Source organism: Streptomyces sp. NPDC111656 (genome assembly GCF_055656965.1).
Genome location: NZ_JBVKCA010000002.1, coordinates 885,337 through 911,255 on the forward strand (window position 1 = coordinate 885,337; position 25,919 = coordinate 911,255).

Annotated in this window: 21 protein-coding genes; 4 read left to right on the top strand and 17 right to left on the bottom strand. The window is 68.9% G+C overall.

Annotation, left to right across the window (positions count from 1 at the left end; all coding sequences use genetic code 11):
- Positions 1-11 precede the first annotated feature (11 nt).
- Positions 12-2,771 carry a fumarate reductase/succinate dehydrogenase flavoprotein subunit gene (locus ACZ7M3_RS09625; protein ID WP_472061987.1) on the top strand — a complete coding sequence of 920 codons (2,760 nt, stop codon included), beginning with the start codon at positions 12-14 and terminating at the stop codon, positions 2,769-2,771.
- A 42-nt stretch (positions 2,772-2,813) separates the two neighbouring features.
- Here the strand turns inward: ACZ7M3_RS09625 and recQ are convergent, their stop codons facing one another.
- The 15 genes from recQ to ACZ7M3_RS09700 form a co-directional block, all read right to left on the bottom strand.
- Positions 2,814-4,805, bottom strand: coding sequence for a DNA helicase RecQ (gene recQ / locus ACZ7M3_RS09630; RefSeq protein ID WP_472062210.1), 1,992 nt, complete (start codon positions 4,803-4,805; stop codon positions 2,814-2,816).
- 411 nt (positions 4,806-5,216) lie between these two features.
- Positions 5,217-6,866 (bottom strand): NADH-quinone oxidoreductase subunit NuoN, encoded by a 1,650-nt coding sequence (gene nuoN / locus ACZ7M3_RS09635; protein ID WP_351302323.1) that lies wholly within the window; start codon positions 6,864-6,866, stop codon positions 5,217-5,219.
- Positions 6,863-8,434 carry an NADH-quinone oxidoreductase subunit M gene (locus tag ACZ7M3_RS09640; RefSeq protein ID WP_472061989.1) on the bottom strand — a complete coding sequence of 524 codons (1,572 nt, stop codon included), beginning with the start codon at positions 8,432-8,434 and terminating at the stop codon, positions 6,863-6,865. Before ACZ7M3_RS09640 ends, nuoN begins: the two co-directional genes overlap by 4 nt.
- 5 nt (positions 8,435-8,439) lie before the next feature.
- The gene (gene nuoL, locus ACZ7M3_RS09645) at positions 8,440-10,353 is read right to left on the bottom strand and encodes an NADH-quinone oxidoreductase subunit L (protein ID WP_472061991.1); all 1,914 of its coding nucleotides are present in this window, start codon (positions 10,351-10,353) and stop codon (positions 8,440-8,442) included.
- Between the two features lie 14 nt (positions 10,354-10,367).
- Positions 10,368-10,667, bottom strand: coding sequence for an NADH-quinone oxidoreductase subunit NuoK (gene nuoK / locus ACZ7M3_RS09650; RefSeq protein WP_095853175.1), 300 nt, complete (start codon positions 10,665-10,667; stop codon positions 10,368-10,370).
- Entirely contained in the window at positions 10,664-11,482 is an 819-nt protein-coding gene (locus ACZ7M3_RS09655) for an NADH-quinone oxidoreductase subunit J (RefSeq protein WP_168494509.1), read from the bottom strand. The genes nuoK and ACZ7M3_RS09655 overlap by 4 nt, the downstream gene beginning before the upstream one ends.
- Complete coding sequence (gene nuoI, locus ACZ7M3_RS09660) at positions 11,479-12,081, bottom strand: NADH-quinone oxidoreductase subunit NuoI (RefSeq protein WP_261687290.1); 603 nt, start codon at positions 12,079-12,081, stop codon at positions 11,479-11,481. Before nuoI ends, ACZ7M3_RS09655 begins: the two co-directional genes overlap by 4 nt.
- Positions 12,074-13,450 carry an NADH-quinone oxidoreductase subunit NuoH gene (gene nuoH, locus ACZ7M3_RS09665; protein WP_472061994.1) on the bottom strand — a complete coding sequence of 459 codons (1,377 nt, stop codon included), beginning with the start codon at positions 13,448-13,450 and terminating at the stop codon, positions 12,074-12,076. Before nuoH ends, nuoI begins: the two co-directional genes overlap by 8 nt.
- A complete protein-coding gene (locus ACZ7M3_RS09670; protein ID WP_472061996.1) occupies positions 13,447-15,951 on the bottom strand; it encodes an NADH-quinone oxidoreductase subunit G in 2,505 nt (834 codons plus the stop codon). Before ACZ7M3_RS09670 ends, nuoH begins: the two co-directional genes overlap by 4 nt.
- Positions 15,948-17,297, bottom strand: a complete 1,350-nt coding sequence (gene nuoF, locus ACZ7M3_RS09675; protein ID WP_177324079.1) for an NADH-quinone oxidoreductase subunit NuoF — start codon at positions 17,295-17,297, stop codon at positions 15,948-15,950. Before nuoF ends, ACZ7M3_RS09670 begins: the two co-directional genes overlap by 4 nt.
- The gene (gene nuoE / locus ACZ7M3_RS09680) at positions 17,294-18,103 is read right to left on the bottom strand and encodes an NADH-quinone oxidoreductase subunit NuoE (RefSeq protein WP_355303184.1); all 810 of its coding nucleotides are present in this window, start codon (positions 18,101-18,103) and stop codon (positions 17,294-17,296) included. Before nuoE ends, nuoF begins: the two co-directional genes overlap by 4 nt.
- 29 nt (positions 18,104-18,132) lie before the next feature.
- Positions 18,133-19,476, bottom strand: a complete 1,344-nt coding sequence (locus ACZ7M3_RS09685) for an NADH-quinone oxidoreductase subunit D (protein ID WP_384907150.1) — start codon at positions 19,474-19,476, stop codon at positions 18,133-18,135.
- Positions 19,473-20,213 carry an NADH-quinone oxidoreductase subunit C gene (locus ACZ7M3_RS09690; protein WP_472061998.1) on the bottom strand — a complete coding sequence of 247 codons (741 nt, stop codon included), beginning with the start codon at positions 20,211-20,213 and terminating at the stop codon, positions 19,473-19,475. Before ACZ7M3_RS09690 ends, ACZ7M3_RS09685 begins: the two co-directional genes overlap by 4 nt.
- On the bottom strand, positions 20,210-20,764 hold the full coding sequence (locus ACZ7M3_RS09695; RefSeq protein ID WP_003998928.1) for a NuoB/complex I 20 kDa subunit family protein: 555 nt from the start codon (positions 20,762-20,764) through the stop codon (positions 20,210-20,212). Before ACZ7M3_RS09695 ends, ACZ7M3_RS09690 begins: the two co-directional genes overlap by 4 nt.
- A 14-nt stretch (positions 20,765-20,778) precedes the next feature.
- On the bottom strand, positions 20,779-21,138 hold the full coding sequence (locus ACZ7M3_RS09700) for an NADH-quinone oxidoreductase subunit A (protein WP_007383963.1): 360 nt from the start codon (positions 21,136-21,138) through the stop codon (positions 20,779-20,781).
- 725 nt (positions 21,139-21,863) lie between these two features.
- Here ACZ7M3_RS09700 and ACZ7M3_RS09705 point away from each other — a divergent pair.
- Positions 21,864-22,709, top strand: a complete 846-nt coding sequence (locus ACZ7M3_RS09705) for a C40 family peptidase (RefSeq protein ID WP_472062001.1) — start codon at positions 21,864-21,866, stop codon at positions 22,707-22,709.
- A gap of 132 nt (positions 22,710-22,841) precedes the next feature.
- On the opposite strand, the gene ACZ7M3_RS09710 is transcribed toward ACZ7M3_RS09705, so the two are convergent.
- Positions 22,842-24,137 (bottom strand): geranylgeranyl reductase family protein, encoded by a 1,296-nt coding sequence (locus ACZ7M3_RS09710; RefSeq protein WP_067367481.1) that lies wholly within the window; start codon positions 24,135-24,137, stop codon positions 22,842-22,844.
- 98 nt (positions 24,138-24,235) lie between these two features.
- On the opposite strand from ACZ7M3_RS09710, the gene ACZ7M3_RS09715 reads away from it, so the two are divergent.
- Both ACZ7M3_RS09715 and ACZ7M3_RS09720 read left to right on the top strand, forming a co-directional pair.
- Entirely contained in the window at positions 24,236-24,742 is a 507-nt protein-coding gene (locus tag ACZ7M3_RS09715; RefSeq protein ID WP_472062003.1) for a GNAT family N-acetyltransferase, read from the top strand.
- A gap of 59 nt (positions 24,743-24,801) precedes the next feature.
- Entirely contained in the window at positions 24,802-25,134 is a 333-nt protein-coding gene (locus ACZ7M3_RS09720; RefSeq protein ID WP_261687295.1) for a PASTA domain-containing protein, read from the top strand.
- Positions 25,135-25,182: 48 nt separating this feature from the next.
- Here ACZ7M3_RS09720 and ACZ7M3_RS09725 read toward each other — a convergent pair whose 3' ends face one another.
- Positions 25,183-25,878 (bottom strand): demethylmenaquinone methyltransferase, encoded by a 696-nt coding sequence (locus ACZ7M3_RS09725; RefSeq protein WP_355303063.1) that lies wholly within the window; start codon positions 25,876-25,878, stop codon positions 25,183-25,185.
- Positions 25,879-25,919 lie beyond the last annotated feature (41 nt).

Consider the following 25,919-nt stretch of genomic DNA (forward strand, 5'->3'; position numbering starts at 1 on the left):
AAGGCACCCTCGTGGACACCCCCGTCGACAACCTCGTGGAGATCCCCGCGCTCGCGGACGCCGAAGAGCTGTCCTGCGACGTCCTCGTCATCGGCGGCGGCACGGCCGGCACCATGGCGGCACTCACCGCCGCCGAGCACGGGGCCGATGTCCTCCTCCTGGAGAAGGCGCACGTCCGCCACTCCGGCGCTCTCGCCATGGGCATGGACGGCGTCAACAACGCGGTGATCCCCGGCCGCGCCGAACCCGACGACTACGTCGCCGAGATCACCCGCGCCAACGACGGCATCGTCGACCAGTCCACCGTCCGCCAGACCGCGACCCGCGGCTTCGCGATGGTGCGGCGCCTGGAGTCGTACGGCGTGAAGTTCGAGAAGGACGAGCACGGTGAGTACGCGGTCCGCCAGGTGCACCGCTCCGGCTCGTACGTGCTGCCGATGCCCGAGGGCAAGGACGTCAAGAAGGTCCTCTACCGGCAGTTGCGGCGCCGCGAGATGCGCGAGCGCATCCGCATCGAGAACCGGGTGATGCCGGTACGGGTCCTCACGGCGGAGGGGCGTGCGGTGGGTGCCGCGGGCTTCAACACCCGCACCGGGCGGTTCGTCTCCGTACGTGCCGGGGCGGTGATCCTCGCGACCGGCGCCTGCGGCCGCCTCGGCCTGCCCGCCTCCGGCTACCTCTACGGCACGTACGAGAACCCCACCAACGCCGGTGACGGCTACGCCATGGCCTACCACGCCGGGGCCGAACTCACCGGCATCGAGTGCTTCCAGATCAACCCGCTGATCAAGGACTACAACGGTCCCGCCTGCGCCTACGTCGCCAACCCCTTCGGTGGCTACCAGGTCAACCGGCACGGCGAACGCTTCGTCGACTCCGACTACTGGTCGGGCCAGATGATGGCCGAGTTCGCCGCCGAGATCGCCTCGGACCGGGGCCCGGTGTACCTCAAGCTCAGCCACCTCCCCGAGGAGTCGATCAGCGCCCTCGAGTCCATTCTGCACACCACCGAACGCCCCACGCGCGGTACCTTCCACGCCGGTCGCGGCCACGACTACCGCACCCATGACATCGAGATGCACATCTCCGAGATCGGCCTGTGCGGCGGCCACTCCGCTTCGGGCGTACGGGTCGACGACCACGCCCGTACGACCGTGCCCCGCCTGTACGCCGCCGGGGACCTGGCCTGTGTCCCCCACAACTACATGATCGGCGCGTTCGTCTTCGGCGACCTCGCGGGAGCGGACGCCGCCCGGTACAAGCCCTACGAGGGCGAGTTGCCGCAGGACCAGCTGCGCGACGCACACGAACTGGTCTACCGCCCGCTGCACCACCCGGACGGGCCTCCGCAGTCCCAGGTCGAGTACAAGCTCCGCCGCTTCGTGAACGACTACGTGGCGCCGCCGAAGTCCGGCGCCCGGCTCTCCCTCGCCCTGGAGGCGTTCGAGCGGATGCGCGCGGACATCGCGGAGATGGGTGCCCGCACTCCACACGAGCTGATGCGGTGCGCCGAGGTCACGTTCATCCGCGACTGCGCGGAGATGGCGGCCCGCGCCTCTCTGGCCCGCACGGAGTCCCGCTGGGGCTTGTACCACGACCGCACGGACCATCCCGCGCGCGACGACGACTCCTGGTTCCACCACCTCGACCTGCACAAGTCCCCCTCCGGCTCCATGGAGTTCACGGCCCGGCCCGTGGCCCCCTATCTCGTCCCGGTTCCCGACTTCGTCCCGACGGGCGGCGCCTCCCGACACCTCGGCGAGGTCCACCCGGAGCCGGTCGCCACGGCGGGGGCACGGGACGCCGCACCGGTGGCCTCGGCGCCCCTTTCCGGCGCGGTCCCCGTCACCGATCCCGACCACAGGGGACTCGACCACACCGGCGCCGGCACCTCGCCCCGCCTCCTCGAACTCCTCGCCCTCACGGAGCAGGAGCCCGAACTCACCGCGCTACTGCCCTACTTGGACGACCCGTCCCCCGCTGTCCGACGCTCGGCCGTCGCCATCCTCACCGAGACCGTGCCGCCCGGCACCGGCCCCGCACTCGCCGCCGCACTCCGGGACCCGCACGGCGACGTGCGGGCCACCGCCGCGGCCTCGCTGCGCGAACTGGTGGAGACCCTGCCGGCCGAGCCGGACCTGCGCGAGGGCCTGGCCGCCGCCCTCACCGAGGACGATCCCGTCGTACGCGCCGCCGCCCTGGACGTCCTGCGCGCGCTGCGCCTGGGCGACGGGGAACTGTTAGCGGACGCCCTCGCCGATCCCGAAATCGCCGTCCGCGTCGAGGCCGTGCGCGCCCTCGTCTCCGTCGACGCCGCGGAGCATCTGAGCCGGGCCGCGGCCGACCCGTCCCGCGAGGTCCGCGTCACGGTGGCCAAGGCCCTCGCCAACGTGACCCCGGGAAAGCTCGTCGCGGACACCCTCGACCGGCTCACGACCGATCCGGACGCCCTGGTCCGGGCAGCGGCCTTCGCGACGCTGGCCGTCACCGGCTGTTCGACGTCCCTGGCCGTGCGTGCCGTCGCCGCCCAGGCCGACCCCGCCTGGCAGGTCCGCTCCGGCGCCGCGACCGCGCTGTCCGCCGCGGAGGCCCGGGTCGCCGTCCCGGCGCTCGCCCGGTCCCTGGAAGACCCGAACGCCGACGTCCGCAAGGCGACGGTCCTGGCCCTCGTGCAGCACTCCGCGCTCGACGAGGAAGCCCGCGCGGCCCTGGTCACGGCCACGGCGGACTCCGACGCGGACGTCAGGGCGTACGCGTCACGGGCCCTGTGACCACAGGGCTGAGCAGAGAGCTGGGCAGAGGGCCGGGGTGCCCTATATCCAGTCCTCCGGCTCCGGTTCCGCGTCCATCTCGGGCCAGTCCGGGTTCGGTGCCTCACCGGCCGCGGCAGTCGGCGCGGCTCCGGGGGCGCCGCCACCCAGGGAGGCGAGCACTCCGATCACGCCCTCGCCGTATGTCGCGAGCTTCTTCTCGCCCACCCCGCTGATGCCGCCGAGTACTTCGACCGAGGTGGGCCACACCATGGCGATCTCCCGGAGCGTGGCGTCGTGGAAGATGACGTAGGCCGGGACGCCCTGTTCCTTGGCCTGTTCGGCGCGCCAGGAGCGCAGGGCCTCGAAGGCGGGGACGAGCTCCTGGGGCAGGTCGGCCGCGGCGGCCTTGGCCTTGCGATCGCCCCGCGAGGACGAGGAGGAGGACGAGCGGGAGACGGTGGGCTTCGGCGGCTCCTTGCGGAGCGGCACCTCGCGCTCGCGCCGCAGCACCGTCCCGCTCTCCTCGGTCAGCACCAGCGTCCCGTACTCGCCCTCGACCGCGAGAAGACCTTGCGCCAGCAACTGCCGCACCACGCCACGCCATTCGGACTCGGCGAGGTCCTCACCGATGCCGAACACGGACAGCTGGTCGTGATCGAACTGGATCACCTTGGCGGTGCGCCGCCCCAGCAGGATGTCGATGATCTGGCCGGCGCCGAACTTCTGTCCGCGCTCGCGCTGCAGCCGTACCACCGTGGACAGCAGCTTCTGTGCCACGACCGTGCCGTCCGAGGTCTCGGGCGGTGCGAGGCACGTGTCGCAGTTGCCGCATGCCGGGGTGTGCGGGTCCTGGCCGAAGTAGGCGAGGAGCTGGGAGCGCCGGCACTGGACCGTCTCGCACAGGGCCAGCATCGAGTCCAGGTGGGCGGCGGCCCGGCGGCGGAACGCCTCGTCGCCCTCCGAGCCCTGGATCATCTTGCGCTGCTGGACGACGTCCTGAAGTCCGTACGCCATCCATGCCGTGGACGGCAGTCCGTCACGGCCCGCGCGTCCCGTCTCCTGGTAGTAGCCCTCGACTGACTTGGGCAGGTCGAGGTGGGCGACGAACCGCACGTCCGGCTTGTCGATACCCATGCCGAAGGCGATGGTGGCGACCACGACCAGGCCCTCTTCGCGCAGGAAGCGCGACTGGTGGGTGGCGCGGGTGCCCGCGTCCAGACCCGCGTGGTACGGCACCGCCTCGACGCCGTTGCGGGAGAGGAACTCGGCCGTCTTCTCCACCGAGTTGCGCGAGAGGCAGTACACGATGCCCGCGTCGCCCGCGTGCTCGTCGCGCAGGAAGGACAGCAGCTGCTTCTTGGGATCGGCCTTCGGGACGATCCGGTACTGGATGTTGGGACGGTCGAAGCTCGCCTCGAAGTGGCGGGCGGTCGGCATGGCCAGGCGCTGGGTGATCTCCTTGTGCGTCGCGCGGGTCGCCGTGGCCGTCAGCGCGATGCGCGGGACGTCCGGCCAGCGCTCGCCGAGCAGTGAGAGCGCCAGATAGTCGGGGCGGAAGTCGTGGCCCCACTGGGCCACGCAGTGCGCCTCGTCGATCGCGAAGACGGAGATCTTCCCGCGTGACAGCAGGTCCAGCGTGGTCTCCAGGCGCAGGCGCTCCGGGGCCAGGTAGAGCACGTCGAGCTCCCCTGACAGGAACTCGGCCTCCACCACGCGCCGCTCGTCGAAGTCCTGCGTGGAGTTCATGAACCCGGCCCGCACGCCCAGCGCGCGCAACGCGTCCACCTGATCCTGCATCAGCGCGATGAGGGGGGAGACCACGACGCCCGTACCCGGTCTGACCAGAGCCGGAATCTGGTAGCAGAGCGACTTGCCGCCACCCGTCGGCATCAGGACGACAGCGTCACCGCCCGCCACCACGTGCTCGATGATCGCTTCCTGCTCGCCGCGGAAGGCGTCGTACCCGAAGACGCGGTGGAGCGTGGCCAGTGCCTCGCTCTCTCCCAGTGTCTCCGTCGCGTCCGCTTCGGTCATCACACCCGTCCCGCCCATCGTCCTGTCCCCCGTACGTCGCGCCTCGACCACTGCGTCCACGATAGGGGTCCGCGCCGACAGCCCTAGAGTTATCCACAGGCTGCGACCGATCGGCTTCTCTACGCACTCGCGTCCGGGCCGTCTCACTGCCCTGCACGGCGTGCCCTGCACACGTTCAATCCGCTGGTCCCCACTCGCATGGCGCCGTCTCTCGAGCCGGGGACATGCTGCTCGGGCCGGAGGAGGGGGCCCAGGAAGCACGGGAAGCGCAAGCTCCTCGGGGTGGAGTGGATCGTTCCCTTCCGGAATCCCACGGTCAAGTCACGGTCCGTCCGGGCCAGGCTGCTCAGAGGGGGCACGCGATGCGCTGATCACAGCTCGGGCCCCGCTCCCTCACGTGGAGGGAGCGGGGCCCGGCCGGTGCGTGGTTCAGCGGACGAAGACTCCCGCCTGGCTCGCCAGGTTCAGGAAGTACTGCGGCGCCACACCGAGCACCAGCGTGACCGCCACGCCGAACCCGATCGCCGTCATGGTCAGCGGCGAGGGCACGGCGACTGTCGGTCCCTCCGGCCGGGGCTCGCTGAAGAACATGAGCACGATCACGCGGATGTAGAAGAACGCCGCGATCGCCGACGAGATCACACCGACCACGACCAGCGGTCCCGCACCGCCCTCCGCCGCCGCCTTGAAGACGGCGAACTTCCCGGCGAAGCCGGAGGTCAGCGGGATGCCCGCGAAGGCCAGCAGGAAGACCGCGAAGACCGCCGCCACCAGCGGTGAGCGGCGTCCGAGGCCCGCCCACTTCGACAGGTGCGTCGCCTCGCCGCCCGCGTCGCGGACCAGGGTCACGACCGCGAAGGCCCCGATCGTCACGAACGAGTACGCGCCCAGGTAGAAGAGGACAGACGAGACGCCGTCCGGCGAGGTCGCGATGACGCCCGCGAGGATGAATCCGGCGTGCGCGATGGACGAGTACGCCAGGAGCCGCTTGATGTCGGTCTGGGTGATCGCGACGATCGCACCGCCCAGCATGGTGACGATCGCGACGGCCCACATGACCGGCCGCCAGTCCCAGCGCAGGCCCGGCAGGACGACGTACAGCAGCCGCAGCAGGGCCCCGAAGGCGGCCACCTTCGTCGCCGCGGCCATGAAGCCGGTGACCGGTGTCGGCGCGCCCTGGTAGACGTCAGGGGTCCACATGTGGAACGGCACCGCGCCGACCTTGAAGAGCAGGCCCATGACGACCATCGCGGCGCCGATGAGCAGCAGCACGTCGTTGCCCATCGTGCCGGCGAGCGCCGGGTCGACGTTCGGGATCGTGCCGTCCACGACCTGCGCGATCGTCGCGTACGACACGGAGCCCGCGTAGCCGTAGAGCAGGGCGATGCCGAAGAGGGTGAACGCGGAGGCGAAGGCGCCGAGCAGGAAGTACTTGACCGCGGCCTCCTGCGACATGAGCCGCTTGCGGCGGGCCACGGCGCACAGCAGATAGAGGGGCAGCGAGAAGACTTCCAGCGCGATGAACAGGGTCAGCAGGTCGTTGGCCGACGGGAAGACCAGCATGCCGCCGATCGCGAAGAGCAGCAGCGGGAACACCTCGGTGGTGGTGAACCCGGCCTTCACCGCGGCCTTCTCGCTGTCGCTGCCGGGCACGGAGGCGGCCTGCGCGGCGAACGAGTCGACGCGGTTGCCGTGCGCCTCCGGGTCGAGCCGTCGCTCGGCGAAGGTGAAGACGCCGAGGATGCCCGCCAGCAGGATCGTGCCCTGCAGGAACAGGGACGGTCCGTCGACGGCGATCGCGCCCATGGCCGCGATGTGCGCCTTCGTGGTGCCGTATCCGCCCGCCGCCAGTGCGATCACCGCGGCGAAGGCGGCGGCGAGCGCGACGACGGACAGGAAGACCTGCGCGTAATAGCGGGACTTGCGCGGCACGAAGGCCTCGACGAGCACCCCTACGAGCGCCGCCCCGATCACGATCAGGGTGGGCGACAATTGCCCGTATTCGATCTTCGGCGCGTCGATCTTGGAGATCGGTTCGGCCGCGGTTGTCCACAGGCTGTGGACAGCTGCTGTGCTCACTTGGCCGCCTCCACCTCGGGCTTGGGGTCCGTCTTATGGACGTCGGACATGGTCTGCTGGACCGCCGGGTTGACGATGTCGGTGACCGGCTTCGGATAGACACCCAGGAAGATCAGCAGGACGATCAGCGGGGCGACCACCAGAAGCTCACGCACCCTGAGGTCGGGCATCTCGGCGACCTCCGCCTTCACCGGGCCCGTCATCGTCCGCTGATAGAGGACGAGTGTGTAGAGCGCGGCGAGGACGATGCCGAAGGTGGCGACGATGCCGACGGCCGGGTAGCGCTCGAATGTGCCCACCAGGACCAGGAATTCACTCACGAAGGGCGCGAGCCCGGGGAGCGAGAGGGTCGCGAGGCCGCCGATCAGGAAGGTGCCCGCGAGCACCGGGGCGACTTTCTGCACCCCTCCGTAGTCGGCGATCAGACGCGAGCCGCGCCGCGAGATCAGGAAGCCCGCCACCAGCATCAGGGCGGCGGTCGAGATCCCGTGGTTGACCATGTAGAGCGTCGCGCCCGACTGGCCCTGGCTGGTCATCGCGAAGATGCCCAGGATGATGAACCCGAAGTGCGAGATCGACGCGTACGCCACCAGCCGTTTGATGTCCCGCTGGCCGACCGCGAGCAGCGCCCCGTAGATGATGCTGATGAGGGCGAGGACGAGGATGACGGGCGTCGCCCACTTGCTCGCCTCCGGGAAGAGCTGGAGGCAGAAGCGGAGCATCGCGAAGGTACCGACCTTGTCGACCACCGCCGTGATCAGTACCGCGACCGGGGCCGTGGCCTCTCCCATGGCGTTGGGCAGCCAGGTGTGCAGCGGCCACAGGGGCGCCTTCACCGCGAACGCGAAGAAGAAGCCGAGGAACAGCCACCGCTCCGTGTTGGTCGCCATGTGCAGCGAGCCACTGGCGCGGGCCTGCACGATCTCCTGGAGCGAGAAGTTTCCGGCCACTACGTAGAGGCCGATGACGGCGGCCAGCATGATCAGGCCGCCGACCAGGTTGTAGAGGAGGAACTTCACCGCGGCGTACGAGCGTTGGGTCGCCGCCGCGTCGTTCCCGTGCTCGTGGGCACGGTCCCCGAAGCCGCCGATGAGGAAGTACATCGGGATCAGCATGGCTTCGAAGAAGATGTAGAAGAGGAAGACGTCGGTGGCCTCGAAGGAGATGATCACCATCGCCTCGACGGCCAGGATCAGGCCGAAGAAGCCCTGGGTCGGCCGCCAGCGCCTGCTTCCTGTCTCCTGTGGGTCGGCGTCGTGCCAGCCCGCCAGGATCACGAACGGGATCAGCAGCGCGGTCAGCGCGACGAGCGCCACCCCGATGCCGTCCACGCCCAGCTCGTACCGCACCCCGAAGTCCTTGATCCAGGCGTGGGATTCGGTGAGCTGGTAGCGGTCGCCGCCGGGGTCGAAGCGTACGAGCACGATCGCGGCCAGGACGAGCGTGGCGAGCGAGACGAGCAGCGCCAGCCACTTGGCGGCGACGCGTTGCGCGGCCGGCACGGCGGCCGTGGCGATCGCCCCGATCGCCGGGAGCGCCGCCGTCGCTGTCAGCAGAGGAAAGGACATCGGTATCAGACCGCCCTCATCAGCAGGGTCGCGGCGACGAGGATCGCCACACCGCCGAACATCGAGACCGCGTAACTGCGTGCATAGCCGTTCTGCAGTTTGCGCAGCCGCCCGGAGAGACCGCCCATGGAGGCCGCGGTGCCGTTGACGACCCCGTCGACCAGGGTGTGGTCGACGTACACCAGGGAGCGTGTGAGGTGCTCCCCGCCGCGCACCAGCACGACGTGGTTGAAGTCGTCCTGGAGCAGGTCGCGCCGGGCGGCCCGGGTGAGCAGGGAACCGCGCGGGGCGACGACCGGGACGGGGCTGCGCCCGTACTGGGCGTACGCGATTCCGGCGCCGACGACGAGCAGCACCATGGTGGCCAGCGTGACCGTGAGGGCGCTGACGGGCGAGTCGCCCTCCGAGTGCCCGGTGACCGGCTCCAGCCAGTTGAGGAAGCGGTCGCCGATACTGAAGAAACCGCCCGCGAAGACCGATCCGAAGGCCAGCACGATCATGGGGATCGTCATGGACCTCGGGGACTCGTGCGGGTGCGGCTCATGGCCTTCGGCGTCCGGCTGCCAGCGCTTCTCCCCGAAGAACGTCATGATCATCACGCGCGTCATGTAGTACGCCGTGATGGCCGCGCCCAGCAGGGCCGCGCCGCCGAGGATCCAGCCCTCGGTGCCGCCCTTCGCGAAGGCCGCCTCGATGATCTTGTCCTTGGAGAAGAAGCCGGACAGGCCCGGGAAGCCGATGATGGCGAGGTAGCCGAGGCCGAAGGTGACGAAGGTGATCGGCATGTACGTGCGCAGGCCGCCGTACTTGCGCATGTCGACCTCGTCGTTCATGCCGTGCATGACCGAGCCGGCGCCGAGGAACAGTCCGGCCTTGAAGAAGCCGTGCGTCACCAGGTGCATGATCGCGAATACGTAGCCGATGGGGCCGAGGCCCGCGGCCAGCACCATGTAGCCGATCTGCGACATCGTCGATCCGGCGAGCGCCTTCTTGATGTCGTCCTTCGCGCAACCGACGATCGCACCGAACAGGAGCGTGACGGCGCCGACCACGGTGACGACGAGCTGGGCGTCTGGCGCGGCGTTGAAGATCGCGGCGGAGCGGACGATCAGGTAGACACCCGCGGTCACCATGGTCGCGGCGTGGATGAGGGCCGAGACCGGGGTCGGGCCCTCCATCGCGTCCCCGAGCCAGGACTGCAGCGGCACCTGGGCGGACTTGCCGCAGGCGGCGAGCAGCAGCATCAGGGCGACGGCGGTGAGCTTGCCTTCGGTCGCGCCACCGACGAGCCCCGGGTGCCCCTCGGTACCGAGCACCGGCCCGAAGGCGAAGGACCCGAAGGTGGTGAACATCAGCATGATGGCGATCGACAGGCCCATGTCGCCGACGCGGTTGACCAAGAAGGCCTTCTTCGCGGCGGTGGCGGCGCTGGGCTTGTGCTGCCAGAAGCCGATCAGCAGGTACGAGGCGAGGCCGACGCCCTCCCAGCCGACGTACAGCAGCAGGTAGTTGTCGGCGAGGACGAGCAGCAGCATCGCCGCGAGGAACAGGTTCAGGTAGCCGAAGAAGCGGCGACGCCGCTCGTCGTGCTCCATGTATCCGATCGAGTACAGGTGGATCAGTGAGCCGACGCCGGTGATCAGCAGGACGAACGTCATCGACAGCTGGTCGAGCTGGAAGGAGACGTCCGCCTGGAAGCCCTCGACGGGGATCCAGCTGAACAGGTACTGGCTCATGGCCCGGTGGTCCGCGCTCTTGTCCAGCATGTCGGCGAAGAGGATCGCGCCGATCACGAAGGACGCGGCCGCGAGCGCCGTGCCGATCCAGTGGCCCACGGCATCGAGCCGCCTGCCGCCGCACAGCAGTACGGCCGCTCCGAGCAGAGGCGCCGCTACCAGCAGCGCAATCAGGTTCTCCACGATTCAGCGACCCCTTACAGCTTCATCAGGCTGGCGTCGTCGACCGAGGCCGAGTGGCGGGAACGGAAGAGCGACACGATGATCGCGAGCCCGACGACGACCTCCGCGGCGGCGACGACCATCGTGAAGAAGGCGATGATCTGGCCGTCGAGATTGCCGTGCAGACGCGAGAAGACGACGAACGCGAGGTTGCAGGCGTTGAGCATGAGCTCGACGCACATGAACACCACGATCGCGTTGCGTCTGATCAGCACGCCGGTGGCGCCGATCGTGAACAACAGGGCGGCGAGATAGAGGTAGTTGACCGGGTTCACTTGGACGCCTCCTCCGTCTTCGTGCGCTCCAGGCGTTCTTCGGCCCGCTGCTCCAGCGCCTTCAGATCGCTCAGCGCCTCGGTGGACACGTCACGGATCTGGCCGCGGTCCCGCAGCGTCTTGCTGACGGTCAGCTCGGACGGGGTGCCGTCCGGGAGGAGGCCCGCGATGTCCACCGCGTTGTGCCGGGCGTAGACACCGGGGGCCGGCAGCGGCGGTACGTGCTTGCCTTCCCGTACGCGCTGCTCGGACAGCTCGCGCTGGGTCTTGGCGCGCTCGGTGCGCTCGCGGTGCGTGAGCACCATGGCGCCGACGGCGGCCGTGATGAGCAGGGCGCCGGTGATTTCGAAGGCGAACACGTACTTCGTGAAGATGAGGGCGGCGAGGCCCTCCACGTTCCCGTTGGCGTTGGCCTTGCTCAGGCCGTTGAAGTCCTTCAGGGACGCGTTGCCGATGCCCGCGATCAACAGGACGCCGAAGCCGAGTCCGCACACCAGGGCCAGCCAGCGCTGACCCTTGATGGTCTCCTTCAGGGAGTCCGCCGCGGTGACACCGACGAGCATGACCACGAAGAGGAACAGCATCATGATCGCGCCGGTGTAGACGACGATCTGCACGACGCCCAGGAAGTAGGCGCCGTTGGCGAGGTAGAACACCGCCAGGACGATCATGGTGCCGGCGAGACAGAGCGCGCTGTGCACGGCCTTCTTCATGAAGACGGTGCACAGGGCGCCGATCACGGCGACCGTGCCGAGGACCCAGAACTGGAAGGCCTCTCCGGTGGAGGTGGAGTAGGCGGCGAGCTGCGCGCTCATGCCCCCACCCCCTCTTCCGTGGGCTTCTCACCCTTGGAGACGGCGACTTGGCGCTCCGTGCCCGGCGCCGCCTCGGTCACCAGACCCCGGTAGTAGTCCTGCTCGTCCGTGCCGGGGAAGATCGAGTGCGGTGTGTCGACCATGCCCTCCTCGAGCCCGGCGAGCAGCTGCTCCTTGGTGTAGATGAGGTTGGCGCGGCTGGAGTCGGCTAGCTCGAACTCGTTCGTCATCGTGAGCGCGCGGGTGGGGCACGCCTCGATGCACAGGCCGCACAGGATGCAGCGGGCGTAGTTGATCTGGTAGACGCGGCCGTACCGCTCGCCCGGCGAGTAGCGCTCCTCTTCGGTGTTGTCCGCGCCCTCCACATAGATGGCGTCCGCGGGGCAGGCCCAGGCGCACAGCTCGCAGCCGATGCACTTCTCCAGACCGTCCGGGTGGCGGTTGAGCTGGTGCCGGCCATGGAACCGCGGGGCGGTGGTCTTCTGCTGCTCCGGGTACTGCTCCGTCAGGCGCTTCTTGAACATGGCCTTGAAGGTCACGCCGAAGCCGGCGACGGGGTTCTGGAAACCGGGCTTGGTCTCCTTCGGCTCCTCAGCCATCGGACCCCTCCTTTCCGTCACGAGTTCCGCCATTCGATCCGTCACTCGCAGTATCGGACCCACCACTGACAATCAACTCGCGCTCGCGGCGCGGGCGACGCCGCGGCACGGGTGGCAGCTCCTGTCCCGGCAGTGGCGGCACCGGGAATCCACCGGCCATCGGGTCGAAGGCGGCGGGCTCGGCGGGCGCTTCCTGGGCGCCCTGTTTGTCGCGGAAGATGTCCACGGCGAACGAGAGCAGCAGCAGGACGAGGACACCGCCGCCGACGTAGAGGGCGATGTCGGCGAAGTCGTAGTTCTCGTTCTTGAGGGTCCGTACGGTCGCGACGAGCATCAGCCAGACCACGGAGACCGGGATGAGGACCTTCCAGCCGAGCTTCATCAGCTGGTCGTAGCGGACACGCGGCAGCGTGCCGCGCAGCCAGATGAAGAAGAACAGCAGCAGCTGCACCTTCACCACGAACCAGAGCATCGGCCACCAGCCGTGGTTGGCACCCTCCCAGAAGGTGCTGATGGGCCAGGGGGCCCGCCAGCCGCCCAGGAAGAGCGTGGTCGACACGGCCGAGACCGTCACCATGTTCACGTACTCGGCGAGCATGAACAGCGCGAACTTGATGGACGAGTACTCGGTGTTGAAACCGCCGACGAGGTCGCCCTCGGACTCCGGCATGTCGAAGGGGGCGCGGTTGGTCTCGCCGACCATCGTGATGATGTAGATCAGGAACGAGACCGGCAGCAGGATGATGTACCAGCGGTCGTGCTGCTGTTCCACGATCGTCGAGGTCGACATCGACCCGGAGTAGAGGAACACCGAGGCGAAAGCGGCGCCCATGGCGATCTCGTACGAGATCATCTGCGCGCAGGACCGCAGACCGCCCAGCAGCGGGTAGGTGGATCCGGAACTCCAGCCCGCGAGCACGATCCCGTAGATGCCCACCGAGGCGACCGCGAGGATGTAGAGCATCGCGATCGGCAGGTCCGTGAGCTGCATCGTGGTGCGGTGGCCGAAGATCGAGATCTCGTTGTCGGCGGGTCCGAAGGGGATCACCGCGATCGCCATGAAGGCCGGGATGGCCGCGACGATCGGCGCGAGGATGTAGACCACCTTGTCCGCGCGTTTGACGATGACGTCTTCCTTGAGCATCAGTTTGACGCCGTCGGCGAGCGACTGGAGCATGCCCCAGGGGCCGTGCCGGTTGGGTCCGATGCGCAGCTGCATCCAGGCGACGACCTTGCGCTCCCACACGATCGAGAACAGCACGGTGATCATCAGGAAGGCGAAGCAGAAGACCGCCTTGACGACCACCAGCCACCAGGGGTCGCGGCCGAACATGGAGAGGTCTTCAGTGGCGAGGTACAGACTGCTCATGCCTCCACCTCCTTGGGCGCCTCGGTGACGAGCGTCGCCGGGCCGATGCGGACGAGTGCGCCGGGCAGCGCCCCCGTGTCGGAGGCGACACCCCCTCCGGTGGAGTTCAGCGGGAGCCAGACCACGCGGTCGGGCATCTCGGTGATCTGCAGCGGGAGTTCGACGGTTCCGGCGCTACTGGTGACCGCGAGGAGGTCGCCTTCCTTGACGCCCGCCTCGGCGGCCGTGGCGGCCGACACACGCGCGCGTGCGGCATGCCGGGTCCCGGCGAGCGCGTCGTCGCCCTCCTGGAGGCGGCCCTGGTCGAGCAACAGCCGGTGGCCCGCGAGCACGGCCTCCCCCGCGGCGGGACGCGGCAGCGATGCCGCGATCTCCACGGGCCCGGTGGCCCGCAGGCCGCCCCAGGGACCGAGCCGGTCCAGCTCCCCGCGCGTGGTGCGCAGATCCGGCAGCCCCAGGTGTACGTCCATGGCGTCGGCGAGCATCTGCAGGACACGCGCGTCGGTGGGTGCCAGGTGGCGGGTCATCTGGTCGGGCTTGAGCGCGGCCTCGAAGAAGCGCACCCTGCCCTCCCAGTTCAGGAAGGTGCCCGCCTTCTCGGCGACCGCGGCCACCGGGAGGACGACATCCGCATGCTCGGTGACCTCACCGGGCCGCAGTTCGAGCGACACCAGGAAGCCGACTTCGGAAAGGGCCGCACGCGCGCGTGCCGGGTCGGGAAGGTCGGCGACCTCCACGCCCGCCACCACCAGGGCCCGCAGCTCCCCGCCGACGGCGGCCTCGACGATCTGGCCGGTGTCGCGCCCGTAGCGGTGCGGGAGATCGGAGACGCCCCAGGCGGTCGCGACCTCCTCCCGCGCGCGCGGGTCGGTGGCCGGACGCCCGCCCGGCAGCAGCGACGGCAGCGCGCCCGCCTCGATCGCGCCGCGCTCCCCGGCCCGGCGCGGGATCCACACCAGCGTGGCGCCGGTCGCGGACGCGGCCCGTACGGCGGCGGTGAGGCCGCCCGCCACGCCCGCGAGCCGCTCGCCGACGACGATCACCGCGCCCTCGGAGCGCAGCGCCTCGGCGGCCCTGGCACCGTCGCCCTCCACGCCGACGCCGCTCGCGAGGGCGTCCAGCCACTCGGTCTCGGTACCGGGCGCGGCGGGCAGCAGCGTGCCGCCCGCCTTCTTCAGGCCGCGTGTCGCGTACGTGGCGAGCGAGAAGGTCTTCTGTCCGTGTCCGCGCCAGGCCTTGCGCAGCCGCAGGAAGACTCCGGGCGCCTCTTCCTCGGACTCGAAGCCGACGAGCAGGACGGCGGGCGCCTTCTCCAAAGAGGTGTACGTGAGGCCCGTACCGTCGAGGTCCCGTCCGTGTCCGGCGACCCGGGAGGCCAGGAAGTCGGCCTCCTCGGCACTGTGCACGCGCGCGCGGAAGTCGATGTCGTTCGTGTCGAGGGCCACGCGCGCGAACTTGCTGTAGGCGTAGGCGTCCTCGACGGTGAGGCGGCCACCGGTCAGGACGCCGGTCCGGCCGCGGGCCGCCGACAGTCCCCGGGCCGCCGCCTCCAGGGCCTCGGGCCAGGAAGCGGGCTCCAGTTCACCCGACTCACCCCGTACGAGGGGTGTCTCGAGCCGGTCCCGCTGCTGCGCGTACCGGAACCCGAACCGCCCCTTGTCGCAGAGCCACTCCTCGTTGACCTCGGGGTCGGGGGAGGCCAGGCGCCGCATGACCTTGCCGCGCCGGTGGTCGGTGCGGGTCGCGCAGCCGCCCGCGCAGTGCTCGCAGACCGAGTGCGAGGAGACGAGGTCGAACGGACGCGACCGGAAGCGATACGCCGCCGAGGTCAGCGCGCCCACCGGGCAGATCTGGATGGTGTTCCCGGAGAAGTACGACTCGAACGGGTCGCCCTCGCCGGTGCCGACCTGCTGGAGCGCGCCCCGCTCGATCAGCTCGATCATCGGGTCGCCCGCGATCTGGTTGGAGAAGCGGGTGCAGCGGGCGCACAGCACGCACCGCTCGCGGTCGAGCAGTACCTGCGTGGAGATCGGGACCGGCTTCTCGTAGGTCCGCTTCTTGCCCTCGAAGCGGGATTCGGCGTTGCCGTGCGACATCGCCTGGTTCTGCAGCGGGCACTCGCCGCCCTTGTCGCAGACCGGGCAGTCCAGCGGGTGGTTGATGAGCAGCAGCTCCATCACACCGTGCTGGGCCTTTTCGGCGACGGGCGAGGTGAGATGAGTCTTCACCACCATTCCGTCCGTACACGTGATCGTGCAGGACGCCATGGGCTTGCGCTGGCCCTCGACCTCGACGATGCACTGGCGGCAGGCGCCGGCCGGGTCGAGCAGCGGATGGTCGCAGAATCGGGGGATTTCGATGCCGAGCTGTTCGGCGGCCCGGATGACCAGGGTGCCCTTGGGCACGCTGATCTCGGCTCCGTCGATCGTCAGCGAGACGAGATCCTCCGGCGGAACCGCCGCCTCTCCCCCTCCCGAGGGAGCGCTGGTGGTCACCGTCATGCGTTCACCTCCGTGCGGTCGGCCCAAGCCGTGGACTTGGCCGGGTCAAAGGGGCAGCCGCGGCCCGTGATGTGCTCCTCGTACTCCTCGCGGAAGTACTTGAGCGAGGAGAAGATCGGCGAGGCGGCGCCGTCGCCGAGGGCGCAGAACGACTTGCCGTTGATGTTGTCGGCGATGTCGTTGAGCTTGTCGAGGTCCGACATGACGCCCTTGCCGGCCTCGATGTCGCGCAGCAACTGCACGAGCCAGTACGTCCCTTCGCGGCAGGGTGTGCACTTGCCGCAGGACTCGTGGGCGTAGAACTCGGTCCACCGGGTGACCGCCCGCACGACGCAGGTCGTCTCGTCGAAACACTGGAGTGCTTTTGTGCCGAGCATGGAACCCGCGGCACCCACTCCTTCGTAATCAAGAGGGACGTCTAGGTGCTCGTCGGTGAACATCGGGGTCGAGGAGCCGCCCGGCGTCCAGAACTTCAACCGGTGGCCGGGGCGCATCCCGCCGCTCATCTCAAGGAGTTGACGGAGTGTGATGCCGAGCGGAGCCTCGTACTGGCCGGGGCTGGCGACGTGGCCGCTGAGCGAGTACAGCGTGAAGCCCGGGGACTTCTCGCTGCCCATCGACCTGAACCATTCCTTGCCTTTTCGGAGGATTGCGGGAACTGACGCGATCGACTCGACGTTATTCACCACAGTCGGGCACGCGTAGAGGCCCGCGACGGCTGGGAAGGGGGGACGGAGCCGCGGTTGACCACGGCGGCCTTCGAGCGAGTCGAGCAGTGCGGTCTCCTCACCGCAGATGTACGCGCCCGCGCCCGCGTGCACGGTGAGCTTGAGGTCGAGTCCGCTGCCGAGGATGTTCTCGCCCAGGTAGCCCGCCGCGTAGGCCTCTCGAACGGCCTCGTGCAACCGCCGCAACACGGGGACGACTTCACCGCGGAGATAGATGAACGCATGCGAAGACCGGATGGCATAACACGCGATCACAATGCCCTCGATGAGGCTGTGCGGGTTCGCGAAGAGGAGCGGGATGTCCTTGCAGGTTCCCGGTTCCGATTCGTCGGCGTTGACAACTAGATAGTGAGGTTTGCCATCGCCCTGAGGAATGAACTGCCACTTCATTCCTGTGGGGAATCCCGCGCCGCCCCGGCCGCGCAGACCGGAGTCCTTGACGTACGCGATCAGGTCGTCCGGCGACATGGCCAGCGCCTTGCGCAGCCCCTCGTACCCCTCGTGCCTCCGGTAGACGTCCAGCGACCAGGACTTCTCCTCGTCCCAGAAGGCCGACAGCACGGGTGCGAGCAGCTTCTCCGGGCTGGTCTCGTCGATCTCGGGTGCCAACGTCATCACTCCCCCTCCTCGGCTGCGGGACCCGCCGGGTGCGACGGATCGGAGGCCGATGTGTCCTGCGGCGCGTCGTGCGAGCTCAGGTGCTCGGCCGGCGGCTGGTCCTGCGGTGCCCGGCCGCCTCGTGGGTGGACCACGCGCGCGTGGACGCTCTCCCCCTTGGCCAGGCGGAGACCGATCAGTGAGGCGGGGCCCGCGCTGCCGCCCGCCTCCACGGCTCCCTCGCGCTCGTCGGGGAAGCCCGCCAGGATCCGCGCGGTGTCCTTGAAGGTGCACAAGGGGGCGCCGCGGGTGGGTGCGACCTGTGCTCCCGTGCGCAGGTCGTCCACGAGGCGCTTCGCGGAGGCCACGGTCTGGTTGTCGAAGAACTCCCAGTTGACCATCACGACCGGTGCGAAGTCGCAGGCCGCGTTGCACTCGATGTGCTCCAGCGTGACCTTGCCGTCGTCGGTGGTCTCGCCGTTGCCGACGCCCAGGTGGTCCTGCAGGGCCTCGAAGATCGCGTCGCCGCCCATGACCGCGCACAGGGTGTTCGTGCACACACCCACCTGGTAGTCACCGCTCGGCTTGCGCCGGTACATCGAGTAGAAGGTCGCGACAGCGGTGACCTCGGCCGTGGTCAGGTTCAGTACGTCCGCGCAGAACCGCTGCCCCGTGCGCGTGACATGGCCCTCCTCCGACTGCACGAGATGCAGCAACGGAAGGAGCGCCGAACGGGAGTCCGGGTAGCGGGCGACGATCTCGCGCGCGTCCGCCTCGAGCCGGGCTCGGACGTCGTCCGGATAGTCGGGCGCGGGCAGTTGGGGCATGCCCAGGCTGACGCCCTCGGGGGTGGTGGTCACCGGTCGACGCCTCCCATCACGGGGTCGATGGACGCGACGGCGACGATGACGTCGGCGACCTGGCCGCCCTCGCACATCGCCGCCATGGCCTGCAGATTGGTGAAGGACGGGTCACGGAAATGGACCCGGTAGGGGCGGGTGCCTCCGTCGGACACGACGTGCACCCCGAGCTCGCCCTTGGGCGACTCGACCGCCGCGTACGCCTGTCCCGGCGGGACGCGGAAGCCCTCGGTCACCAGCTTGAAGTGGTGGATCAGGGCCTCCATGGAGGTGCCCATGATCTTCTTGATGTGGTCGAGGGAGTTGCCGAGACCGTCGGGGCCCAGTGCGAGCTGGGCCGGCCAGGCGATCTTCTTGTCGGCGACCATGACCGGGCCGGGCTGCAGCCGGTCCAGACACTGCTCGACGATGTGCAGCGACTGGCGCATTTCCTCCAGGCGGATCAGGAAGCGCCCGTAGGAGTCGCAGGTGTCGGCGGTCGGGATCTCGAAGTCGTACGTCTCGTAGCCGCAGTACGGCTGGGCCTTGCGCAGGTCGTGCGGCAGGCCCGCGGAGCGCAGGATCGGGCCGGTGGCGCCGAGGGCCATGCAGCCGGCCAGGTCGAGGTAGCCGACGTCCTGCATACGTGCCTTGAAGATGGGGTTCCCGGTGGCGAGCTTGTCGTACTCGGGAAGGTTCTTGTGCATCTTCTTCACGAACTCGCGAATCTGGTCCACCGCGCCGGGCGGCAGGTCCTGGGCGAGTCCGCCGGGGCGGATGTACGCGTGGTTCATCCGCAGGCCGGTGATCAGCTCGTAGATGTCGAGAATGAGTTCACGATCACGGAACCCGTAGATCATGATCGTGGTGGCACCGAGTTCCATGCCTCCGGTGGCGATGCACACCAGATGGGAGGAGAGTCGGTTCAGCTCCATCAGCAGGACGCGGATGATCGTGGCGCGGTCGGGGATCTGGTCCTCGATGCCGAGGAGCTTCTCGACGGCGAGGCAGTAGGCCGTCTCGTTGAAGAACGGCGTCAGATAGTCCATGCGCGTCACGAACGTGGTCCCCTGGGTCCACGTGCGGAACTCGAGGTTCTTCTCGATGCCGGTGTGGAGGTAGCCGATGCCGCAGCGGGCCTCGGTGACCGTCTCACCGTCGATCTCCAGGATGAGCCGGAGCACGCCGTGGGTGGACGGGTGCTGCGGGCCCATGTTGACGATGATGCGTTCGTCGTCGGACTTCGCCGCGGACTGGGCGATCTCGTCCCAGTCGCCACCGGTGACCGTATATACGGTGCCCTCGGTCGTTTCCCGCGCCGCCGCGGCGGACGCGCCGGAAGAAGGGGTCTGCGTGCTCATGAGTACGACCTCCGCTGGTCCGGAGCAGGGATCTGGGCGCCCTTGTACTCGATGGGGATGCCACCGAGGGGGTAGTCCTTGCGCTGCGGGTGGCCCTGCCAGTCGTCCGGCATCATGATCCGCGTCAGTGCCGGGTGGCCGTCGAAGATCAGGCCGAAGAAGTCGTACGTCTCGCGCTCGTGCCAGTCGTTCGTCGGGTAGACGGAGACGAGCGAGGGGACGTGCGGGTCGGCGTCGGGGGCGCTGACCTCGAGGCGGATCAGCCGGTTGTGGGTGATCGAGCGCAAATGGTAGACGGCGTGCAGCTCCCGGCCCTTGTCGCTGGGGTAGTGCACTCCGCTCACGCCCGTGCACAGTTCGAAGCGCAGGGCCGGGTCGTCGCGGAGGGTCTGGGCGACCCGGACCAGGTACTCGCGTTCGATGTGGAAGGTGAGCTCGTCGCGGTCGACGATGGTCTTCTCGATGACGTTGTCGGGGACGAGTCCCTGTTCCTCCAGGGCGCCGTCCAGCTCGTCGGCGACCTCGTCGAACCAGCCGCCGTAGGGGCGGGTGGCCGGGCCGGGGAGCCGGACGGAGCGGACCAGGCCTCCGTAGCCGGTGGTGTCGCCGCCGTTGTTGGCGCCGAACATGCCGCGCTGAACGCGGATCTCCTCGCCGCCCTCGCCGCGCTGGCCGGGGAGGTTCGAGGCGCCGAGGTCCTTCTCGGGGTTCACCCCGTTGCCGTTCGCGTCGCTCACCGCAGCAGGCCCTTCATCTCGATGGTGGGGAGCGCCTTGAGCGCCGCTTCCTCCGCCTCGCGGGCCGCCTCCTCGGCGTTCACGCCGAGCTTGGAGGTCTGGATCTTCTGGTGGAGCTTGAGGATCGCGTCCATCAGCATCTCGGGGCGCGGCGGACAGCCGGGCAAATAGATGTCGACCGGGACGATGTGGTCGACGCCCTGCACAATGGCGTAGTTGTTGAACATTCCGCCCGATGAGGCACAGACCCCCATGGAGATCACCCACTTGGGGTTGGGCATCTGGTCATAGACCTGCCGCAGCACCGGCGCCATCTTCTGACTGACGCGGCCGGCAACGATCATGAGGTCGGCCTGGCGCGGTGAGCCGCGGAAGACCTCCATGCCGAAGCGCGCAAGGTCGTAGCGGCCCGCGCCGGTCGTCATCATCTCGATGGCGCAGCAGGCGAGTCCGAACGTGGCGGGGAAGACGGACGCCTTGCGCACCCAGCCCGCGGCCTGCTCGACGGTGGTCAGCAGGAATCCGCTCGGCAGCTTTTCTTCGAGTCCCATGTCTTAAAGGCCCCTCAGTCCCATTCCAGGCCGCCGCGCCGCCATACGTACGCGTACGCGACGAAGACGGTGAGCACGAAGAGCAGCATCTCCACGAGCCCGAAAACACCCAGGGCGTCGAAGGTGACGGCCCAGGGGTAGAGGAAGACGATCTCGATGTCGAAGACGATGAAGAGCATCGCCGTCAGGTAGTACTTGATAGGGAAGCGCCCGCCGCCGGCCGGCGTGGGGGTCGGCTCGATACCGCACTCGTAGGCCTCGAGCTTGGCCCGGTTGTATCGCTTTGGACCGATAAGCGTGGCCATGACCACGGAGAAGATCGCAAAGCCTGCCCCGAGGGCTCCCAGTACGAGGATCGGCGCATACGCGTTCACGCTCCTCGCTCCTCTCAGTCGGCACTGACTGCTGGCGGTTGCATCAGGCAAGCACTTCCGCCCCACCTGTCCCACGAACCCCGTGCGTCCCGACGAAGATCGCGTACATGTGAAGCAGGTCACAAGCCCAACTGCCTCGCATCTTATGCCCGCCGGTCTGTGATCTGCGACACGGGGTATTGCACAAGCTTTGTGATCTCCACCACCTGACGAAGGATCATGAAGTCGGATGAGCAGTGATCTTCATACGCGAAGCGTCCGCGCGATCACGAGATGTGACATTTCCGCTCGTCATCACAGGTCCGAGGCGGCGTCTCCATATCAAGAGACTTCCGACGCATGCAAATTGGTGCTGGACGCGGGGGCTTGATAGAGGAGCGCGTTCACACATCAGGGGGAGGGGTCTGGATGGATGTGGACGGGCGTCGGCGCGTGCATGCATTCACGAGCGCGGGGCAGTCGAGAGGTGCGCGCGAGACGCCGCCGGCCCGGTGACCGTTCCGTGACCTGTGTCACATGGATCTATGGGTCAGATAAGCCGACCTTGGCCACAGGCTGCAACCAATGGTAGGCAGAGGGCAATTCGGACGTAATGCGGAAAGCACATGATCACAGGCTTGATCATCTCTGTCCGGAATGCCCGTTACGGCGTCAATAAGAAGTGGCGCGACGCGGATTCGGCCGCGGATTGAACAACTGTGGCGCACCACACGTTTCTTGAAGGTATGAGGGAGTCCCTGATACCGGTTGTACCCATGTCCCACACCGCTCACATACGCAACCACCGGAAGCCCCGCCGCAACGCCTCGACGCTAGCGATGCGTGCCGGAGTTGCCGGTGGCGTTCTCAGCACCTTGGCCGTGGCCGGTGCGTCTGGTTCGGCGAACGCGGCCGAGCCCGTTACTCAGACCCTCGAACTGCCCACCCTGACGGCCGACCTGGCTACTCAGTTGGCGCAGTCCGCGGACGCCACGCAGCAGGCAGCCGCGAACTACGAGCTGCAGGCCGAGCGCGACGCGGCCGCCGCAAAGGCCGCGAAGCAGGCCAAGGCGGACCTCGCGGACGCCAAGAAGAAGGCCGAGGCCAAGAAGAAGGCCGAGGACGCGCGGAAGGCCGCGGCCGCCCAGGCCGCCTCCCGGTCGTCCACGCGGACCGTCCTGTCCAGCTCCGCGGGCTCCTCGGGCTCCTCGAGTTCGACCGTCTCCGCCCCGGCCAGCGGCAGTGTCGCCACCGTCATCGCCTTCCTCAAGGCTCAGGTCGGCGACGCCTACGTGATGGGCGGTACGGGCCCCAACGCGTGGGACTGCTCCGGCCTCGTGCAGGCCGCGTTCCGGCAGGTCGGTGTCGACCTGCCGCGCGTCTCGCAGGACCAGTCGACGTCCGGTACGCCGGTCTCGCTGTCCAACGTCCAGGTCGGCGACATCCTGTACTGGGGTTCGGCCGGTTCGGCGTACCACGTGGGTGTGTACATCGGTAACGGCCAGTACCTGGACGCGGCCAACCCCTCCAAGGGTGTGGTGATTCAGAACCTTTCGGGCTACCCGGCCACGGGCGCGGTGCGCGTTCTCTGAGTCGCGGGACCTTGTGAGTCATACGGCATGAAGGCCGCCACCCGAGTCGGTGGCGGCCTCGTCGTGCTGTCCCGGGGAGGGCGAGAGCGTCCCCGGAGGCCGCCCGGGCCCCCGGGCGGCCCCCTGACGGCGTCAGGCCTTCGGCGCCACCTTCGAGAGGCCGTTGATGATGCGGTCCATCGCGTCGCCGCCGGTCGGGTCCGTGAGGTTCGCGAGCATCTTGAGGGTGAACTTCATCAGGAGCGGGTGGGTCAGGCCGCGCTGGGCCGCGATCTTCATGACCTTCGGGTTGCCGATGAGCTTCACGAAGGCGCGGCCGAGGGTGTAGTAGCCGCCGTAGGTGTCCTTGAGGACACGGGGGTAGCGCTGGAGGGCCAGTTCTCGCTGGGCGGGCGTCGAGCGGGCGTGGGCCTGCACGATGACGTCCGCGGCGATCTGGCCGGACTCCATGGCGTAGGCGATGCCCTCGCCGTTGAAGGGGTTGACCAGTCCGCCGGCGTCGCCGACCAGCAGCAGACCCTTGGTGTAGTGCGGTTGGCGGTTGAAGGCCATGGGGAGGGCGGCACCGCGGATCGGGCCGGTCATGTTCTCCGGCGTGTAGCCCCAGTCCTCCGGCATGGACGCGCACCAGGCCTTCAGGACCTCGCGCCAGTCCAGCTCCTTGAAGGAGTCGGAGGTGTTGAGCACGCCGAGGCCGACGTTCGAGGTGCCGTCGCCCATGCCGAAGATCCAGCCGTAGCCGGGCAGCAGACGGTCCTCGGCGCCCCGCCGGTCCCACAGCTCCAGCCAGGACTCCAGGTAGTCGTCCTCGTGGCGCGGGGACGTGAAGTACGTACGGACCGCGACACCCATCGGGCGGTCCTCGCGGCGGTGCAGGCCCATCGCCAGGGACAGGCGGGTGGAGTTGCCGTCGGCGGCGACGACCAGCGGCGCGTGGAAGGTGACCTCGCGCTTCTCCCCCGCGTCGCCCAGCTTCGCGTGCACGCCCGTGATGCGGCCGGTGCGGTCGTCGATGATGGGGGCGCCGACGTTGCAGCGCTCGTACAGCCGCGCGCCCGCCTTCTGCGCCTGCCGGGCCAGCTGCTCGTCGAAGTCGTCGCGCTTGCGGACGAGTCCGTAGTCCGGGTAGGAGGCGAGATCCGGCCAGTCCAGCTGGAGGCGGACGCCGCCGCCGATGATGCGCAGGCCCTTGTTGCGCAGCCAGCCGGCCTCTTCGGAGATGTCGATCCCCATGGAAACGAGCTGCTTGGTGGCGCGCGGGGTCAGGCCGTCACCGCAGACCTTCTCCCTCGGGAACGCGGTCTTCTCCAGGAGCAGGACGTCGAGTCCGGCCTTCGCCAGGTAGTACGCGGTCGTGGAACCGGCTGGTCCAGCCCCGACGACGATCACATCTGCGGTGTTTTCGGAGAGGGGTTGGGGCTCGGTCACGGCGGGGTCTCCCCAAGACTCGAAATCTGCGTGCTGACGGGCACTGGACATGGGCAGTCTATGCAGCGGTACTGATCACCTGGCTGAAGGGTTGCCCCGTGAACCGAGCTCTCCCCGACGTACGGCTGCGTGTCCCCACCGACGAGGACGCGTTCGCCTGGCACCGGATCTTCGCCGACCCCGAGGTCATGGAGTTCCACGGTGGGAAGGCGGCCGAACTGTCGGTGTACGAGGAGCTCACCGCACGGCAGCGCCGGCACGACGCCGAACTCGGTTTCTGTCTGTGGACCCTGGTCGACGCGGAAGGTGAGGTGCTGGGCTTCACCGGGGCGCAGCCGTGGCCGCGCGAGTGGGGACCGAAGGGGGAGATCGAGATCGGGTGGCGGCTCGGCAGGGCGCATTGGGGCAAGGGGTACGTCACCACCGCCATGCTCACCACTCTGGAGCGGGTGCGCGCGGCGGGCGTCTCGGATGTCGTCGCCGTGGTCAGACAGGGCAACGAGCGCTCCATCGCCGTGACCCGACGCGTCGGCATGGAACTGTCCGAGGTCTTCACCCATCCCGCGACGGCCGAGCCCGCGCACTGCTACCGCCTCGCCCTCTGACGGCTTCCGAAAGGGCCCGGCGCGGGCTTACCCTTCCGGTACCGCTGGGGGTGACGTCTGTGCGTATAACACCCGAGACACCCGAAGTGCGCGTGCCGCGGCTCATCGGCCTGATGGCCGTGGACGCACGTGAGACGGCCGAGGCGCGAGGTGTGCTGCTCGTCGCGCCCGACCGTCCCGACTTCCATCTCACGGTCGTCGACTACGTCGTACGCCAGTTTCCGCCGCCCGGCTCCGAGGTACCGCGCGGGGCCGTGGTCACCGTGTGGTTCGACCTCGGTGACGCGGAGGGCGGCGCGGGAGTGCGCGAGCCGCGCCTGCCTCGTCCGCCGTCGGGCGGAATGCGCCGCGAGCTCGACGAGCCCGGAAATTCCTTCGAGGTGCTCAGGTGAACCGGGCACTCGCGAGAGCCGGGTGCGGCAGGTCGCCCGGCCGGGCCGTCAGGCGGCCTTGAAGCCTCGGTGCAGGGCCACCACGCCGCCCGTCAGGTTCCGCCAGGCCACCTTCGACCAGCCTGCCTTGCGCAGCTTCTCGGCGAGCTCGGGCTGGTTCGGCCAGGCGCGGATGGACTCGGCGAGATAGACGTACGCGTCGGGGTTGGAGGACACGGCACGGGCGACCGACGGCAGCGCGCGCATCAGGTACTCGGTGTAGACCGTGCGGAACGGCGCCCAGGTGGGGTGCGAGAACTCGCAGATCACGACCCGGCCGCCGGGCTTGGTCACCCGGTACAGCTCGCTCAGCGCCGTGTCGGTCTCCTGGACGTTGCGCAGGCCGAAGGAGATCGTCACCGCGTCGAAGGTGTCGTCCTTGAAGGGCAGCTTCGTCGCGTCGCCCGCGGTCAGCGGCAGCCAGGGGTGGTTCTTCTTGCCGACCCGCAGCATGCCGAGGGAGAAGTCGCAGGGCACGACGTACGCGCCGGTGCGGGCGAAGGGGAGCGACGAGGTCGCCGTACCGGCCGCCAGGTCCAGGATCTTCTGCGCGGGGCGCGCGTCGACCGCCTTCGCGACCTCCTTGCGCCACACCCGGTCCTGGCCGAGCGACAGCACGTCGTTCGTCAGGTCGTACCGTTCCGCCACGTCGTCGAACATCGAGGCGACTTCGTGCGGCTGCTTGTCCAGGGATGCGCGGGTCACTCCCCCATTGTGGCAGCACGGACCGGGCGACTCTGCGGCGC